This is a genomic window from Azospirillum mesophilum (assembly GCF_053470405.2).
Window position 1 is genome coordinate 39,995 of the sequence record NZ_JBPXMQ020000027.1, and the last position, 16,466, is coordinate 56,460.

The following is a 16,466-nucleotide window of genomic DNA, read 5'->3' on the forward strand; positions in this document are numbered from 1 at the left end:
AACACCCCCCCCCATGGGATCTTCCTCCTCCCCTTCCTTCCCCCCCCCCCCCCCCGCCGCGCACCCACACCCGACAGGAGCGCCCATCCGATGGCCGCACGGGATATTCACGACGATCCGACGTTCCTCCGCACCATCCGGCGGCGCATCCGGACCGGCATCGCGGCCTCCGGCGCCTTCAGCGTCTTCCTGGCCTTCGTCCAGCTGGCGATGCCGCTCTACACCATGCAGGTCTACGACCGCGTGCTGGGCAGCCGCAGCATGGAGACGCTGGTCGCCCTGTCGCTTCTGGCGCTGGGCTGCTTCGCGGTGTTCGGCCTTGTCGAGGCCATCCGCAGCCGCCTGTCGCAGGCCATGGGCCATCTGGTCGTGAAGACGCTGACCATGGGCGCCCTGGAATCCTCCATGCGCGGCCTGCTGCGCGGCGGCGAGTGCCGGCCCGCCCAGGTGCTGCGCGACTTCAACGAGCTGCGCCAGTTCCTGTCGGGGACCAGCATCACCGCCCCCTTCGACGCGGCGCTCAGCCTCGTGTTCCTGCTGTTCCTGTACCTCATCCACCCGGCCTACGGGATCGTCTGCGGGCTCAGCATCCTGTGCCTGGTCGGCCTCAGCCTGCTCGGCCGGGTGATGACCTCCTCGGCCGTGGCGCAGGCGAACCGCGCGCTGTACCGCAACACCGTCGAGATCGAGGCCGCGTCCCAGAGCGTCGAGGCGATCGAGGCCATGGGCATGATGGGCGGCCTGCGCCGCCGCTGGCAGGACGCGAACGACGACTACCTGCACCTGATCAACGACACCGGCCGCCGCGCCCAGGCCTTCGCGTCGCTCGCCAAGGTCTGCCGCATGTCGGCGCAGGTGGCGATCGTCGCCACCGGCACGGCGCTGGTGATCGGCCGCGAGGTGTCGCCCGGCAGCATGCTGGCCGCCTCCATCCTGATGGGCCGCGGCCTGGCGCCCTTCGAACAGCTGATCGACTCCTGGCGCAACTGGTCCTCGGCCCGCGAATCCTACCGCCGCCTGCGCGACGTCGTCGCGGCGATCCCCGAGGCGCCGTCCGCCACCCTGGCCAACCCCCGTGGGCACCTGCTGCTGGACCGCGTGACCTACGTCCCGCCGGGGGCCGGGCGTCCGACGCTGCGCAACGTTTCCCTCTCCGTGGAGCCGGGAGAGGCCATCGGCATCGTCGGCTCCTCGGCGGCCGGCAAGTCGACGCTGGCCCGGCTGCTGGTCGGCGTGATCGAACCGACAGCGGGCGGCGTGTACCTCGACGGCCAGAACGTCTGGCAGTGGGAGCGCGACGACTTCGGCCGGCACGTCGGCTATCTGCCGCAGAACGTCAGCCTGCTGGGCGGCACCATCGAGGAGAACATCGCCCGCATGGGCACCGTCGATCCGGCCGCCGTGGTCGCTGCGGCGCGGCACGCCGACGTGCACGACATGATCGGCCGCCTTCCCGACGGCTACCGCACGGAGATCGGCGACGGCGGGGCCCGGCTGTCCGGCGGCCAGCGCCAGCGCATCGCCCTGGCCCGCGCCCTGTACGGGGAGCCCCGCCTGATCGTGCTGGACGAGCCCAACGCCAACCTGGACCAGGCCGGTGAAGCGGCACTCGCGCAGGCCATCCAGGAAGCCAAGGAGACCGGCGCTGCGGTGGTGGTGATCACGCACCGGCCCGCCATCCTGAACGCCGTGGACCGCATCATCGTGCTGCGTGAGGGCATGATCGACCAGGCCGGCTCCCGCGCCGAGATGTTCCGGCGCCTGGGCGCCGGTGGCCCACCCGCCGGGCATGGCGCTCCCCACTCCGTGGCTACCGCCGCGCCCTGATCCTCCCTTCGACACGACGCCCCCAACGACACGCCCCCGACAATAACGCCCTTACCGGAGATGACACGATGACGACGACCGACATGATCCTTGGCCGACACGATGTCGTGCTGGTCCCGCGCCGGGGCGAGCCGTGCATCAGCGGGGCGATCCGGGCCGGCGCCCTGGCCATCGCGGTGGCGCTGGGCGGCGGCCTCGGCTGGGGCTTCCTGGCCTCGCTCGACGGCGCGGCGCACGCCCCCGGCACGGTGGTGGTCGACGGCAACCGCAAGACGGTCCAGCATCTGGAAGGCGGCATCGTCGCCGAACTGCGGGTGCGCGATGGCGACGTGGTGCAGGCGGGGCAGGTGCTGCTGCGCCTGGAAGGCACGCAGAGCCGCGCCACCCTGGAGGAATTGACCGCCGAGTACGCCGCGGCGCTGGTGCGGGTGACCCGCCTGCGCGCCGAGGCGGCCGGCCTGCGCGGCTTCTCCCGCCCGGAGGAACTGCCGGCCGAGGATCCCGCCACCCAGCGCGCCATGGCGGTTCAGCAGCAGCTCTTCACCGCGCGCTGGATCCGCTACGACGGCGAGATCGCCGTGCTACGCGAGCAGCGCCTGCAAGCCGAGCGTGAAATCGTCGCCTACCGGACGCAGGAGCGCTCGGCGGCGGAGCAGATCGTCTTCATCCAGGAGGAGATGGCCGGCGTCGAGGACCTCGTCGTCAAGGGGCTGGAGCGCAAGACGCGCCTGCTGTCGCTGAAACGCTCCGCGGCCGATCTGGCGGGCACCCGCGACGAGGCCCGTGCCCGCGCGGCGCAGACGGAGCAGGCCGTCGCGGTCGCCGAGTTCCAGATCCGCAGCAAGGAGAAGACCCGCCTGTCGGAAATCGCCACCGATCTGGTGGAGGCGCAGGGCACGCTGGACCAGATGGCCGCGCGCATCAAGGCGGCCCGCGACGCCGTGGCGCGGACGGAAATCCGCGCGCCGGTGCAGGGCCGGGTGGTGTCGCAGTCCGTCTTCACCGTCGGCGGCGTGATCAAGGCGGGCGAACCGCTGATGGAGATCGTGCCGGAGCATGAGGCCATGACCATCGAGGCGCGCATCGACCCGCAGGACATCGACGTGGTGAAGGCCGGGCAGACCGCGCAGATCCGCCTCAGCGCCTACAAGCCCCGGCGCACCCCGAGCATCGACGCGACCGTGCTGGACGTCTCGGCCGACCGCCTGACCGATCCCAAGACCAACGCCCCCTACTTCGTGGCGCACGTCCGCCCGCTGCCGGGCGCGGTGGAGCGGCTGGACCACGTGGCGCTGCATCCGGGCATGCCGGCGGACGTGATGATCGCGACGGGCAAGCGCCGCGCCATCGACTACGTCCTGGCCCCCGTGCAGGACGCCATGGCCCACGCGCTGACCGAGGATTAATACGCGCCGCTTTCCCGTAGCATGCCGAGGCGGGCCCGATGGCCCGCCTCGGCTGCGTTGTGCGGCACCCGGCCCTTCGCTCGTAAGTAAAGTGGAGCCCGTTTGGCCGACTGTCGCTCTCTGCGACAGTGAAGATTAAAACGTACGATCGTATCTCCCGTAACAAAGCTGAAAAAGTCCGTCTTTCAAATTGCCATCATTGACATTTTGCGACCATACGATTGCATGGAAGATGTTTGGCCTCATCAAATGTATGAGCAGAAGTGTTGATTTCAGAAAATTGCATCTGACAGGGTGGGATGTCTTTCGATTGAGAATTCATGAGCAACATAATGAAGACATATGCAAACACTCTGACGGGCGCCCTCCTGGTCATGGCGGGCTGTCTCGCGGCTGAAGGTGCGGTGCAGGCGGCCACTCCTTACGAAACGGCGGTGCCGGCCGAATACCGCAGCCTGGTGTCGGAATCCTCCTACAAGGATGTGCTGAAGCGTCTGGACGGCGTTCCGTCGCTGTCCGACGAGAAGCGGTCGTCCATCGCGGCGTCGCCCTGCGCCAATTCCATCGCGAGCCTGCTGGTGGCGAACGCGACCGACCCGGTTGTGCACAAGGCCTTGCAGATGGCGTCGGACGGCATGCAGGATCCGCCCCCCAGCGCCGCGGGCCAGAAGAACATCTGGAAAGGGTTGGGCAGCGCCGACGCGCTTGCCGCCAAGCTTGCCGACTACACGCTTCAATGGTGCGTCGCCCTCCCGCAGATCAGCGGAAACTCGGACGACGGCATGAAGTACATCGGACCGATGTACTGGTTCTATTACAAGAACCTCGCCGGGAAGAATTTCGCCCAGGGGCGGGATCCGGCGAATCCGGCGAACCGGCTTCCCAACAATTTCGACTTCCTCAAGCAGTTCAGCGTCGAGGCCGGCGCGTTCATGGACAGCCCCGCCTCCACGAAGAACATCGGCCAGTGGATCGCCGACCCGCGCATCGAGATCGCCGATTACCCGCGGCAGAAGGCGTCGGACTACAAGTCCTGGAACGACTTCTTCTCGCGCATCATCACCATGGACGAGGCCACCCAGACGATTCCCAGCCGGCCCTCGACCATGCCGCTGAGCCAGTATCCGGAGCGCGACTACATCATCGTCTCGCCCACCGACTGCATCATGAATCCGCTGATCCAGTCGCTGGACAAGGTCATGGGCGGCGCGCGCAAATTCATCGACAATCCCCTCCAGCTCGACACGGTTCTGGACATCAAGAACATCCCGATTTCGGTCGACCGGCTTCTGGGGAACGCGCCGGATGACCTGAAGAAGACCTTCGTGGGTGGCACCGGGGTATCGTGCATTCTGATGCCGAACACCTACCACAACTTCCATTCGCCGGTGAACGGCACCGTCGAATATGCAGAAGTCGTGAAGGGGACGACGTTCGGGTACGACGACTGGCCGAACCTGATGCCGTCGAACCACAACCCGGCCCAGCCCGGCACGGATTTCAGCGAGTTCGAGGTCTATCAGCGCGGCGTCGTCATCATCAAGGTGCAGTACGCCAACACGAACGGCAGCCCGCTGACCGGCTATGTGGCGAGCATCCCCGTCGGCCTCGACACCATCGGCTCGGTCGTTCTGGATCCGGCGATCAAGCCGGGCGCCCAGTTGACGCGGGGGTTCAGCCGGATCGGCAACTTCCTGTATGGCGGTTCGATGAACGTGCTTCTGTTCTCGAACAATCTGGCGACGGGCTCGGTGCAGACCCGGCTGGGCAACCAGATCGGGATCATCAACATCGGCACAACGCCGACCGGCAAATAGCGTTTCCGGCGCTTCGGCCCGGCGCGGGGCTCATGGTTCCGCGCCGGCTTCCGGCGGCTCGGTGGGGTAGGCGCTTCATTAGCCCAATAAATTAAAGGTAAAATCGTTTGACGTTTGTTCGGCTTTTCCGATAAGTATCTCCACGGCTAACTCCCAAAAATGGAATCGCGTTCGGCGTCACCCGTAATGCGCTTTCGCAAGCCAAGGGATACCGGAAGCATGGTCAGCTCTCGACGCGGAAGCGGCAAAAAACGGATTCTCCTGGTCAATGCGAGCTTCGATTCCTTTCGGACTTACGAGCCGCGGCAACTGTTCCTGACGGCGGCGACGGCCACCTATTATCTCGCCGGCGCCTTCAATCCCGATCTTTGCGAGGTCCGAACGCATTGCGAGGTGCAGTCCGGGCTTTTGACGCGGGAAGACGACTTTGCCTGGCCGGACATGCTGGTGCTGACCGGCACGACCAATTCGCTGGACCGCATGCGGCAGCTGACGGCCTACGCCCGGACCAAGAATCCGGGCGTGATCGTGGTGGCCGGCGGCCCCACCGTGCGCGCCCTGCCGGGTCTGGCCCGCGCCGCCTTCGATTACGCCTGCCAGGGCGACCTGGAGGAGATCGAAGAGGTCATCACCGACGCCTTTGGCCCCGACCATGTGAAGCCCGGTCTCGTGCCGCGCTTCGATCTGTACAAGAGGATCGACGGCGTCGGATTCGTGGAGACCAGCCGGAACTGCAACTTCGCGTGCAGCTTCTGCTCCCTGACGGGGGAGGGCGGCAAGTACCAGCCCTATTCCGAAAGCTTCATCCGTGCCCAGTTCGAGGCGCTGGGCAAGTGCAATTACATATCGCTCCAGGACAACAACTTCTACGGAAACGACCGCGCCAGTTTCCGCGAGCGGCTGGCCATCGTGAAGGAATACTGGCAGCGCGGCTACTTCAAGGGCTGGCTGGCGCTGGTCACCGCCGACTTCTTCGCCCGCGAGGAGAACCTGCGGCTGGTGAAGGAAGCCGGCTGCGTCGGCCTGTTCTCCGGCGTCGAGTCGCTGCAGAGCGACATGATCGAGCGCTACGCGAAGAAGCAGAACCGCCACGCCGACCGCTTCGACATCGCGCGCAAATGCATCGACCACGGGATGGTCTTCGATTACGGCCTGATCTTCGATCCGGCGCACCAGACCATCGATTCCTTCCGGGCCGACATCAACGATATCCTGAGCCGCGACGACGTCACCTCGCCGGGCTTCCTCAGTCTGGCGATCCCGCTGCCGGGCACGCCGATGTTCCGCGAGATCGCGGCCGAGGGCGGATTCCTGCCCAACACCCGCCTGCGAGACATGGACGGCGACACGCTGGTGGTGTGGCCGAAGGATCCGCTCGACGAGGTCGCCGCCTACATCCGCACGATGAGCAGCATGCGGGAGCACCGGGCCCAACTGTTCCGGCAGGTGTTCCGCTTCGCCTGGCGGCGGCGCCATGACCTCACCTGGGACCAGCTGGCGGTGTGCGTCATAAAGCCGCTGTACCGTGCCTTCTACGACACCTCGCCCTTCGACCTGCGTGGCCGGCGCCACCCGAACCGCAGCGGCGCCACCACGACGGAGCCGCTCGACGGGCTGTTCACGCCGGCCTTCCCGGTGGACGCCCGTCACGCCGGCCTGTTCGTCCCCACCATGGTGACCGACCGGAAGGGCAACGTCATCCTGGAGGAGGCCCTGGCGCCGACGCCGGAGAAAGCCGCGTGCGCCGCGCCGGTCTGCGCCAACGTCAACGCGCCGCTGGTGGACGTTCCGCTGGAGCTTGTAGGGGCGGACTGACCGGTTTCTCCCCCGCAGGCCCTTCCGCTGCCATTGTTGAGTTGATGATGACCTGTTCCTCCAGTAGAGACTTGGCACCCACCCGCTTGACCTTCGTCATATAACATGGGGCAAGAGGCCGCCGGCTCAGCGGGACCCCGGGATGAGCCTTGGCCGTCTGCTCTCTCCGATCAGGGGACCTTCTCCTCATGACCACCGCCGCCATGGGGGCGCCACACGCCGGTGCCGCAGCTTCGCCCGACGAGGACTCGCCCCAAGGGGATTCGCCAAAGGATGGCCGTCCGGCGCGCAAGAGCGCCGCGCGCTTCTGGGCCGAACGCACGGCACCCTACAAGGACCCCAGCGCGGCGCGCAGCGTCCTCCAGCTCGCCGTCACGCTGGGGCCGCTCGCCGGCATCGTCACGCTGATGGCGCTGACGCTGCACGTCGGCTACTGGCTGACGCTTCTGCTGGCGGTGCCGGCCGCGCTGTTCCTGGCGCGGCTGTGGATCCTCCAGCACGACTGCGGCCACGGCGCCTTCTTCAAGTCGGGCAAGGCGAACGACTGGGTGGGCCGCTGCCTCGGCGTCATCACCGTGACGCCCTACGAGATGTGGCGGCGCGACCACGCCATCCACCACGCGACCTCCGGCAACCTGGACAAGCGCGGCACCGGGGACATCGACACGCTGACGGTGCGGGAGTATCTGGCGCTCAGCCCCTTCGCGCGCCTGCGCTACCGCATCTACCGGCACCCGCTGGTGCTGTTCGGTCTGGGGCCGACCTTCCTGTTCCTGTGGAAGTTCCGCTTTCCGCTCGGCGATCAGGTGCGCGACGCCAAGGCCTGGGCCAGCGTGCTGACCACCAACGCGATGATCCTGGGCATCCTGGCGCTGCTCGCGTCGGTCTTCGGGCTGGGTCCGGTGCTGAAGGTGTGGCTGCCGGTGGTGCTGATCGCGGCGACCATCGGCATTTGGATGTTCTACGTCCAGCACCAGTTCGAAACCGTCTATTGGCGGCACGAGCCGGAATGGGACTTCCACGAGGCGGCGATCCAAGGCTGCTCCTTCTACGACCTGCCGGGCTGGCTGCACTGGATGACCGCCTATGTCGGCTACCACCATGTGCACCATCTGGCTTCGCGCGTTCCGAGCTACCGCCTGCGCGACTGCCACCGCTCCGTCCCGGAGCTTCAGGCGGTGCGGGCGATCAGCCTGAAGGACAGCCTGAAGACGGTGCGGCTCGCCCTGTTCGACGAAGACGCGCGGCGGCTCATCGGGTTCCGCGATCTGCGGGCGGCGTCGGCCTGCGCATGATGCCGTGTGGGGACGCCGGCCGGGATGTCGCCGTCCGACTTCCGGACGGCCGCGCCCTCAGCGTTCGGGCCTACGGCGACCCGGCCAAGCCGCTGGTCCTGTATTTCGGGGGCCTGATTTCCTCGCGGCTGGAAGCGTCGTTGTTCCTGGACGACCGCTTCTTCATCGTCGGTATCGACCGTCCCGGATATGGCGGCTCCGACTTCAACCCCAGGCAGAACGCCGTCTCCTTCGCCGACGACATCGTCCGGGTGATGGGGGAATTCGGCAGATCGGAGTGCCGGATTTTCACCTATTCCGGCGGCTTGGCCTTCGCGCTTGCCTTCGCGTCGGTGCATCCGGAGCGGGTGTTGAAAATCGGCGGATTCGCGGGCCTCTCGCCCGCCGGCTCCGTGCCGCTGGGGCGCTGCTACATCGCCAAGTTCCCGTTCTTCACGGCCTTTCCGATCTATTTGCGCCTGAACGTGAACTGGCGGTGCCTGCTGTACCGGCTTCCGCCCCGGCTGCTGCACGCCCTGCTTCGCTTTGACCCCGCGACGCTCGACATCGAAAGGCGGGCGCTGGAGCCCCGGGTGCTCGCGGTCCTGACGAAAAGCTTTCGCGAGGCGCTGCGCCCCGGCACGGACGGCCTTCTCGCCGACCTCCGGATGCATCTGGGGGACTGGGGCGGCTGCGACCTGAGAAACGTGCACGCCCCCGTGATGCTGTTCCACGGGCTCAGCGACGACATCACCCCGGTCGTCTGCACCGAATGGTACGAGAAGAACCTGAAAGACTGCTCCGCACGGTATTTCGAAGGGGAAACGCACCTCAGCGTCCCGATCCTGCATCATGGGGCGATGTACGACTGGCTGAGCGACTAGCCGAGCGCCTGCGGCGTGCGTCCTGGCATCGCCGAACGACGATTCCGCTTATGACCATATCCCCGCTTGCGCGGTCGGCCGGTTTGAGGCAGCATGTGAATGAACATTCACTTACGTGCGTCCGCTCACGAACGAGAGCACCATGCCCAACGATTCCCGATCCACTGACGTGCGCCACAAGGTGCGGGACGCCGCCATCGCGCTGTTTGCCTCCAAGGGGGTGAAGGGCACGACGGTCAAGGACATCGCCCGCGCCGCGGGCGTGTCCGAAGGGGCGCTGTACCGCCACTGGCCCAGCAAGGAAGACCTTGCCGCCGACCTGTTCGCCGCCGAATACACGGCGATGTCCAGAACCCTGCGGGAGGCCGCCGGCAGCGGCCCGGCGCCGGAGCGGCTGCGGCGGGTCGTCGCCTGGGCCTTCGATCTGGTCGAGGCCGCCCCCGACCGCGCGCGCTTCCTGCTGCTGTCGCAGCACGACGCGCTGCCCCTGGTGCCGGACGGGCAGGAAACGCCGGTGGACGTGATCTGCGCCATCGTCGGCGACGGCATCGCGGAGGGCAGCCTGCGCGACGCCGACCGGGAGGCCCTGGCCCACACCATCATCGGCGCCATCGTCATGAACGTGCAGTCGCACGTCTACGGACGGCAGAAGGCCCCGCTCCGCGCGCTGGCCGGCACCATCGCCGATGCCCTGCTGAACGGCATCGCCCAAAAGAACTCCGGGAAAGGAACCGTGTCATGAGCGAATTGGGCCTCCTCGCCACGCGGCGCTTCCTGCCGCTGTTCCTGACGCAGTTCCTGGGCGCCTTCGGCGACAATGTGCTGCGCGGCGCCATCGCGGTGCTGGCCGTCTACGGCATGGCCGGCAACGGCGCCCTCGTCTCCACCCTCGCGGCGGGGGCCTTCACGCTGCCCTTCCTGCTGTTCTCGGCCACCGCCGGGCAGATGGCCGACCGGTTCGACCGCACGCTGGTCGCCCGCGCCGTCAAGGTGGCGGAGATCGGGCTGATGGGCTTGGCCGCCTGGGGCATTCTGGACGCCAACCTTCCCATCCTGATCGCGGCGCTGGTCGGCATGGGCGCCCATTCCACGGTCTTCGGGCCGGTCAAGTACGGCCTGCTGCCCGACCTGTTGAGTGCCGACGAGCTGTCCGCCGGCAACGGGCTGGTGGAGGCCGGGACCTTCGTCGCCATCCTGCTGGGCACCATCGCGGGCGGCTCGCTGGCGCTGGCCGATCCCTGGGCGGTGCCGGCGCTGCTCGGCGCGTCGGCGGGGCTGGGGCTGGTGGCCTCGCTGCTGATCCCGCGCGCCGGCAACGCGGATCCGGCCGTGCGCGTGGGGCTGAACCCTGTGTCGGTGACGCTGCGTGTGCTGCGCGCCGTGTCGCAGGATCGGGCGTCCATGCGGGCGATCTACGGCATCTCCGTCTTTTGGGGCGTCGGCGCGGTGGTCATGGCGCAGTTCCCCTCCATCGCGCGGGAAGCGCTGGGGGCGGACGCCGACGGGGCCACGCTGCTGCTCGCGGTGTTCGCGGTCGGCGTTGCCGTCGGTTCCGTCCTGGCGGGGCTGGGGCATCGAGTACCCTCCACCAAGGACGCGCGGCGGGCCGCCCTGGCCGGGTTGGTCGCGGCGGTCGCGGGTGCGGCGCTGCCCTTCCTGACGCCGTCGGCACCGTCGGCGGAGCCTCTGTCGCCCCTGGCGCTGCTGGCCCAGCCCTGGGCGCTGCCGCTGCTGGCCGACCTGTTCGTGATCGCGGCGGCGGGCGGTGCCTTCGCGGTGCCGCTCTACGCGCTGATCCAGCACCGGGCGGCCGTGTCGGCCCGCGCGCGGGTCATCGCGGCGGCCAACGTGGTGAACGCGCTGTTCATGGTGGTGGGCTCCGGCGTCGCCGCGGCCATGCTTGGTCTGGGCCTGTCGCCCCTGACCGTCGCCACGGTGGGTGGGGCGAGCATGCTGGCCGCCGTGCTGCTGGCGCTCGCCATCGACGGCATGGAGATCGCCCGCGCCCTGGCGCGCGGCCTGTTCCGCCTTGCCTTCCGGGTCGAGGTGCGCGGGGTGGAGCATCTGGAGGGGCTGACGGGTGCCGCCGTGATCACGCCGAACCACCAGTCCTTCCTGGACGGCGCGCTGCTGGGCGCCTTCCTGCCGGGCATGAAGTTCGCGGTGGACACCTTCATCGCCAGCCGCGTCTGGGCCAAGCCCCTGCTGGCGCTGGCCGACCATGTGACCATCGACACGACGAACCCGCTGGGCACCCGCGTGCTCGCCCGCACGCTGGCAGAGGGGCACCGGATCTGCATCTTCCCGGAAGGGCGGATCACCGTCACCGGCTCCCTCATGAAGATCAACGGCGGCCCCGGCATGCTGGCCGACAAGGCGCGCTGCCCCATCGTGCCGGTCTGCATCGAGGGTGCCCAGCGCTCCATCCTGTCGCGCATGCACGGACGGCTGCGGCTGGGCCTGTTCCCGCGCATCACCATCACCGTGATGCCGCCGGTCCTCACGCCGGACGTCTCGGGCATGATCGGCAAGAAGCGCCGCGCCGCCCTGAAGGACTGGCTGTCGCGGGTCATGACCGAGACGGTCTTCGCCGCCAACCGGCGGCCGGAGACGCTGACGCTCGCCCTGCTCGACGCCGGCCGCAAGACCGGCCGGCGGGAGGCGGCGGTGCAGGACGCCGACTTCACCACCGTGTCCTACCGGGCGCTGACCGCGCGGGCCCTGGTGCTGGGCCGCATCCTGACGCAGGGCACGGAGCCGGGGGAGGCCGTGGGCGTGCTGCTGCCGACCGCCTCGCCCACGGCGGCGGTGTTCTTCGGGCTGACCGCCTATGGACGGCCGGCGGCGATGCTGAACTTCACCGCCGGGGTGGACTCGATCAAGGCTGCCTGCCGCGCCGCCGGGGTGCGCCGGATTGTCACCTCCACCCAGTTCGTGGAGAAGGGCCGGCTGGGCGCGCTGGTCGAGGCCCTGGCCGCCGACCACGCGATCATCCACCTGGAGGACGTGAAGCGCGGGCTGACGCTGGGCGACAAGCTGCGCGCGCTGACCGCGCTGTTCCTGCCGGAGCGGCTGCTGCCGCCGCAGGGCGGGCCGGACGACGTGGCGGCGATCCTCTTCACCTCCGGGTCGGAGGGGCCGCCGAAGGGTGTCGCGCTGACCCACGACAACCTGCTCGCCAACATGGCGCAGGTGGCCTCCGTGGTGGACTTCACGCGGCAGGACGTGGTGTTCAACTGCCTGCCCGTCTTCCACTCCTTCGGGTTGCTGGGCGGGTTGCTGCTGCCGATCCTGAACGGGGTGAAGACGGTGCTCTACCCCAACCCGCGCCACGTCCGGCTGATCCCGGAGCTGGTCTACCAGACCAACGCGACGGTGCTGTTCGGCACGGACTTTTTCCTGAGCGCCTGGGCGCGGGCGGCGGACCCCTACGACTTCCGCTCCCTGCGGCTGGTCTTCGCCGGGGCGGAGCGTTTGCAGCCGGAGACGCGGCGCACCTACACCGAACGGCTGCGCGTGCACCTGCTGGAGGGCTACGGCACCACCGAGACCGCGCCGGTCATCGCCGTGAACACGCCGGCCCGCTTCCGCGCCGGCACGGTGGGGCAGGCGCTGCCGGGCATCGAGACGGAGCTGGTGCCCGTGCCCGGCGTGCCGGTCGGCGGTCGGCTGCGCGTGCGGGGGCCGAATGTGATGAAGGGCTACCTGCACGCCGACCGTCCCGGCGTGATCGACCCGCCGGAGGACGGCTGGCACGACACCGGCGACATCGTGGAGATCGAGGAGGGCGGCTTCATCCGCATCGTTGGTCGGGTCAAGCGCTTCGCCAAGGTGGCCGGCGAGATGGTCCCGCTGGGCGTGGTGGAGGATCTGGCGCTGGCCGCCGATCCCACCGCCGCGCACGCCGCCGTTGCCCTGCCGGACGCCAAGCGCGGGGAGCGCATCGTGCTGGTGACCGCCGGCACCTCCCTGACCCGCGACGCGCTGGTCGCCGCCGCGCGCAGCAAGGGCGCGCCGGAGATCGCCATCCCCCGCGACATCCTCCGCGTCCCGTCCCTTCCGCTGCTGGGCACCGGCAAGACCGACTACCCGGCGGTCACCCGCCTCGCGGAAGAGGCGCTGGCGGGGGAGGTGGCGTGAGGCGCACCTGAAAAGCCCCTCTTCCACCTTCGGTGGGAGAGGGTTTATCCGGCCCGGCAGGCCACATGCAGGCCCTTGCCCACGGCGAAGGTGGTTGCGGCGAAGCCGGGCAGGGCCTCCGCGGCCGCAATGTAGCCGGCGATCTCCTGCGGGTGGGAGAGGGCGTTGTCGGCCAGCAGGAGGCAGTCCGGCTCCAGCTTCGGCAGGAGGAGGGCGAGCTGGTCCGGGGCGCTCCAGCGGTCGGCGTCGAAGAAGACGCAGTCGAAGGGGCCGGGCAGGGCGGCCACGGTCTCCGTCGCGTCGCCGACCAGCAGGCGGACATGGTCGGCGAGGCCGGCGCGCTCCAGGTTGGCGCGGGCCTCGGCGCTCTTGGCGGGGTCGCGCTCGATCGTGACCAGCGGTTCGGTGGCGCCGGTGGCGCGCAGGGCGGAGGCCAGCCAGAGGGTGCTGACGCCGTTGGACGTGCCGATCTCCAGCACCCGGCGGCGGCGCCCGGTGCGCACGAGGATGTGCAGAAGCTCCGCCGTCTCCCGCTCCAGGTTCAGCATCTTGCGGCTGCGGTCCGCCTCGCGGGCGTCGTTGTCACGGCCGAAGCTTTCCAGTTCGCGCAGCACGCGCTCGACGGCGGCATCCACCAGCATGGGTCGGGGTCCTTTCGTGGTTCGGGCCTCGACGATGCGCCGGTGACATGTTACTGTCAATGGTGATGTGACAAGGAGGCCCAGCCCATGACCGTCCGGACACGCCGCCCCAGCCTGGGCGAGGAAGCCTATGACCGCCTGCGCGCGCTGCTGCTGGACAGCGGTCGCTACGCGCCCGGCGACAAGGTGAACGTGATCGCGCTGGCGCAGGAACTGGGGGTCAGCCGCTCGCCCGTGTGGGACGCCATCGCGCGGCTGGAATCGGAAGGGCTGCTGGAGGTCGTGCCCCGCCATGGCGTGTTCCTGGTGCGCTTCGACGCGCGGCGGCTGGCCGAACTGTACGAGACTCGGGAAGCGCTGGAGGGCATGGCCGCGCGGCTGGCGGCCGAACGGGCCGGGCTGGCGGAGGTCGCGGCGCTGGAGCAATCGCTCAAGGACCAGCAGGACTGCCTGGAGCGGGGCGACGCGGCTGGCTACGCCGACGCGGCGCTGGCCTTCCATCAGGCGGTGCTGCGCATCGCCGGCAACACGACCATCGAGCGGATGCTGGAAGCTCTCTACGCCCAGACGCGGGCGATGTGCCGGGGCATGCCGGCGACGGACGGCGACCTGTCCGCACGGCGCGACGACCACGCCCATCTGGTCGCGGCGATCCGCGCACGCGACCCCGACCGGGCCGAGGCCGTCGCGCGCGTGCACGTCCGCTCGCTCGCCCTGAGCGCGCGGACGTGAAGTGAATCTGCCGGCTTCAGGCCGCTTGGTTGAGCTGCTGAAGGCGCTGCGGGTCGATGCGCAGGCGCGTCGCGAGATAGTTCAGGTAGGACCGTTCCGTGTCCGAATTCCGGTCCACCGCCATCATCGAGGCCATGTAGACCTGCTCCGCCGTCTGCGGGTCGTGGACCGCCTGCACCAGCGAGTCCAGCGACTGCGGACGGTCAAGCTCTTGCTCCACGATGCGCCGCTCGTCCGGGCCGGCGCCGGCCTCGTCCAGGGCGGACAGGATGCGCTGGCGCTCCTCCGCGGTGATCTGGCCGTCGGCGTTGGCGGCGGCGATCATGGCGCGGATCAGCAGCAGCGCGTGCTGGTCCTCCATCGCCAGCGACGGATAGGCGCCCTCGCTACCGGCCTCGGGCTGCGGGGCGGAGCGGGGCTGGAGGACCTGCGACAGCCGGTCGCCCAGCGAACCGCCGCCGGAGCTGCCACCGAAAATGCTGCCCAGAATGCCGCCGCCGGACGATCCTCCCCACAGGCCACCCCCGGAAGGGGAGGGCTGTGGGGAGGGCGCCGGTCCGGCGGAGTCCTGCATGTTCCGCTGCCGCTCCTGGAAGGCCCGATAGGCGATGTAGGCCAGCGCGCCGAGCCCGGCCATCGAGCCGACGTTCATGCCGCTGCGGGCCTGGGTCGGGGCGGCGCCGAACCCTGTGTCGTTCAGGCCGGTGTCGTTCAGGCCAGTGTTGTTGAGGCCAGTGTTGTTCAGGATGGAGCCCATGTTCTCCATGCCCATGCCGCTGCGTCCGCCCATGCCGGTCGCCAGCATGGTGCCGAGGATGTTCTGAAGGTCGGCCATGGTGTGATGTCCCGTCCTTGCGATGTTGTCCGCGCGACGACAACAGACGGGATGGACGCGCATCCTGAAAGTTTTTGCTCAGACGCAGCGGTTCACTTCGACGCTGAGGTGCCGGATGCCCAGTTCGGCCGGGATTCGCGCCCGGTAATGCTCCGGCGGCTGGGGGTCGTGGGTGACGAGGCTGACGATGGCGGCGTTCACGCCGGGGCCGATGGACCAGACATGCAGGTCGGCCACGCGGTCGTCCCCGCGCTCGATGGCGGCGCGGATGCCCTCGCGCACGTCCTCGGGGGCCTGGTGGTCGAGCAGCACGCGGCTGGTCGTGCGGATCAGCCCGCGCGACCAGTTCGCCACCAGCGCCGCGCCCACGATTCCCATCACCGGGTCGAGCCAGGTCGCGCCCGAATATTTCGCGCCGAGCAGGGCGGCGATGGCCAGCACCGAGGTCAGCGCATCAGCCAGAACATGCAGATAGGCCGAGCGCAGATTGTGGTCCTCGTGCGCGTGGCCGTGGTGATGCCCATGATGGTGATCGTGGTGATGGGCGTGTCCATTCCCGTGATGATCATGCCCATGATGGTCGTGGTGCCCATGCCCATGATCATGCCCATGCCCATGGTCATGCCCGTGCCCGCCGAGGATCAGGGCGCTGGCGGCGTTCACGATAAGGCCGAGGACGGCGATGACGATGGCTTCGTCGTAGGCGATGGCGCCGGGGGAGATCAGGCGGGCGATGCTCTCCCACCCCATGCCCAGCGCCACGACGGCCAGCAGCAGCGCGCCGGTGAAGCCGCCCAGCGCGTTGACCTTGCCCGTGCCGAAGCTGAAGCGCGGGTCGCGGGCGTGGCGGCGGGCGTAGATGTAGGCGAAGGCCGAGATGCCCAGCGCCAGGACGTGGGAGGCCATGTGCACGCCGTCCGCCAGCAGAGCCATGGAATTGGTCCAGAGCCCGGCGGCGATCTCCACCACCATGGTCACGGCGGTCAGACCCGCCACGATCAGGGTGCGGCGCTCCGCGGCGCTCGCCTCTTCCTGGCCGAAAGCGTGGTCGTGTTTCCAGCGGTCGAGCGAATGGGTGTGCATGTGGCCTTTCCG

General features: G+C 68.9%; 12 protein-coding genes. 9 read left to right on the forward strand and 3 right to left on the reverse strand.

The window, feature by feature from the left end; all coding sequences use genetic code 11:
• The first annotated feature begins 90 nt into the window (after nt 1-90).
• The 8 genes from ACSVC7_RS22600 (at nt 91) to ACSVC7_RS22635 (ending at nt 13,163) form a co-directional block, all read left to right on the forward strand.
• Nucleotides 91-1,827, forward strand: coding sequence for a type I secretion system permease/ATPase (locus tag ACSVC7_RS22600; RefSeq protein ID WP_448206921.1), 1,737 nt, complete (start codon nt 91-93; stop codon nt 1,825-1,827).
• A gap of 68 nt (nt 1,828-1,895) precedes the next feature.
• Entirely contained in the window at nt 1,896-3,233 is a 1,338-nt protein-coding gene (locus tag ACSVC7_RS22605) for an HlyD family type I secretion periplasmic adaptor subunit (RefSeq protein ID WP_448206920.1), read from the forward strand.
• Between the two features lie 332 nt (nt 3,234-3,565).
• Nucleotides 3,566-5,050 carry a phosphatidylserine decarboxylase gene (locus tag ACSVC7_RS22610; RefSeq protein ID WP_448206919.1) on the forward strand — a complete coding sequence of 495 codons (1,485 nt, stop codon included), beginning with the start codon at nt 3,566-3,568 and terminating at the stop codon, nt 5,048-5,050.
• Nucleotides 5,051-5,269: 219 nt separating this feature from the next.
• Entirely contained in the window at nt 5,270-6,865 is a 1,596-nt protein-coding gene (locus ACSVC7_RS22615) for a B12-binding domain-containing radical SAM protein (protein WP_448206918.1), read from the forward strand.
• 188 nt (nt 6,866-7,053) lie between these two features.
• Complete coding sequence (locus ACSVC7_RS22620) at nt 7,054-8,160, forward strand: fatty acid desaturase (RefSeq protein ID WP_448206917.1); 1,107 nt, start codon at nt 7,054-7,056, stop codon at nt 8,158-8,160.
• Entirely contained in the window at nt 8,157-9,023 is an 867-nt protein-coding gene (locus tag ACSVC7_RS22625) for an alpha/beta hydrolase (RefSeq protein ID WP_448206916.1), read from the forward strand. Before ACSVC7_RS22620 ends, ACSVC7_RS22625 begins: the two co-directional genes overlap by 4 nt.
• 142 nt (nt 9,024-9,165) lie before the next feature.
• Nucleotides 9,166-9,765, forward strand: a complete 600-nt coding sequence (locus tag ACSVC7_RS22630; RefSeq protein ID WP_448206915.1) for a TetR/AcrR family transcriptional regulator — start codon at nt 9,166-9,168, stop codon at nt 9,763-9,765.
• A complete protein-coding gene (locus ACSVC7_RS22635) occupies nt 9,762-13,163 on the forward strand; it encodes an acyl-[ACP]--phospholipid O-acyltransferase (protein ID WP_448206914.1) in 3,402 nt (1,133 codons plus the stop codon). Before ACSVC7_RS22630 ends, ACSVC7_RS22635 begins: the two co-directional genes overlap by 4 nt.
• 44 nt (nt 13,164-13,207) lie before the next feature.
• On the opposite strand, the gene ACSVC7_RS22640 is transcribed toward ACSVC7_RS22635, so the two are convergent.
• On the reverse strand, nt 13,208-13,804 hold the full coding sequence (locus tag ACSVC7_RS22640; protein ID WP_448206913.1) for an O-methyltransferase: 597 nt from the start codon (nt 13,802-13,804) through the stop codon (nt 13,208-13,210).
• An 87-nt stretch (nt 13,805-13,891) separates the two neighbouring features.
• Between ACSVC7_RS22640 and ACSVC7_RS22645 the strand changes: the two genes are divergently transcribed.
• Entirely contained in the window at nt 13,892-14,536 is a 645-nt protein-coding gene (locus tag ACSVC7_RS22645; RefSeq protein WP_448206912.1) for a GntR family transcriptional regulator, read from the forward strand.
• A 16-nt stretch (nt 14,537-14,552) separates the two neighbouring features.
• Here ACSVC7_RS22645 and ACSVC7_RS22650 read toward each other — a convergent pair whose 3' ends face one another.
• On the reverse strand, nt 14,553-15,371 hold the full coding sequence (locus ACSVC7_RS22650; protein WP_448206911.1) for a tellurite resistance TerB family protein: 819 nt from the start codon (nt 15,369-15,371) through the stop codon (nt 14,553-14,555).
• Between the two features lie 78 nt (nt 15,372-15,449).
• Nucleotides 15,450-16,454: a CDF family Co(II)/Ni(II) efflux transporter DmeF gene (gene dmeF / locus ACSVC7_RS22655; protein ID WP_448206910.1), complete on the reverse strand. Its 1,005-nt coding sequence runs from the start codon at nt 16,452-16,454 to the stop codon at nt 15,450-15,452.
• Nucleotides 16,455-16,466 lie beyond the last annotated feature (12 nt).

Coding starts and splice junctions, on each gene's coding strand:
- ACSVC7_RS22600 (WP_448206921.1), top strand. CDS start 91: ATGGCCGCACGGGATATTCACGACGATCCGACGTTCCTCCGCACCATC.
- ACSVC7_RS22605 (WP_448206920.1), top strand. CDS start 1,896: ATGACGACGACCGACATGATCCTTGGCCGACACGATGTCGTGCTGGTC.
- ACSVC7_RS22610 (WP_448206919.1), top strand. CDS start 3,566: ATGAAGACATATGCAAACACTCTGACGGGCGCCCTCCTGGTCATGGCG.
- ACSVC7_RS22615 (WP_448206918.1), top strand. CDS start 5,270: ATGGTCAGCTCTCGACGCGGAAGCGGCAAAAAACGGATTCTCCTGGTC.
- ACSVC7_RS22620 (WP_448206917.1), top strand. CDS start 7,054: ATGACCACCGCCGCCATGGGGGCGCCACACGCCGGTGCCGCAGCTTCG.
- ACSVC7_RS22625 (WP_448206916.1), top strand. CDS start 8,157: ATGATGCCGTGTGGGGACGCCGGCCGGGATGTCGCCGTCCGACTTCCG.
- ACSVC7_RS22630 (WP_448206915.1), top strand. CDS start 9,166: ATGCCCAACGATTCCCGATCCACTGACGTGCGCCACAAGGTGCGGGAC.
- ACSVC7_RS22635 (WP_448206914.1), top strand. CDS start 9,762: ATGAGCGAATTGGGCCTCCTCGCCACGCGGCGCTTCCTGCCGCTGTTC.
- ACSVC7_RS22640 (WP_448206913.1), bottom strand. CDS start 13,804: ATGCTGGTGGATGCCGCCGTCGAGCGCGTGCTGCGCGAACTGGAAAGC.
- ACSVC7_RS22645 (WP_448206912.1), top strand. CDS start 13,892: ATGACCGTCCGGACACGCCGCCCCAGCCTGGGCGAGGAAGCCTATGAC.
- ACSVC7_RS22650 (WP_448206911.1), bottom strand. CDS start 15,371: ATGGCCGACCTTCAGAACATCCTCGGCACCATGCTGGCGACCGGCATG.
- dmeF (WP_448206910.1), bottom strand. CDS start 16,454: ATGCACACCCATTCGCTCGACCGCTGGAAACACGACCACGCTTTCGGC.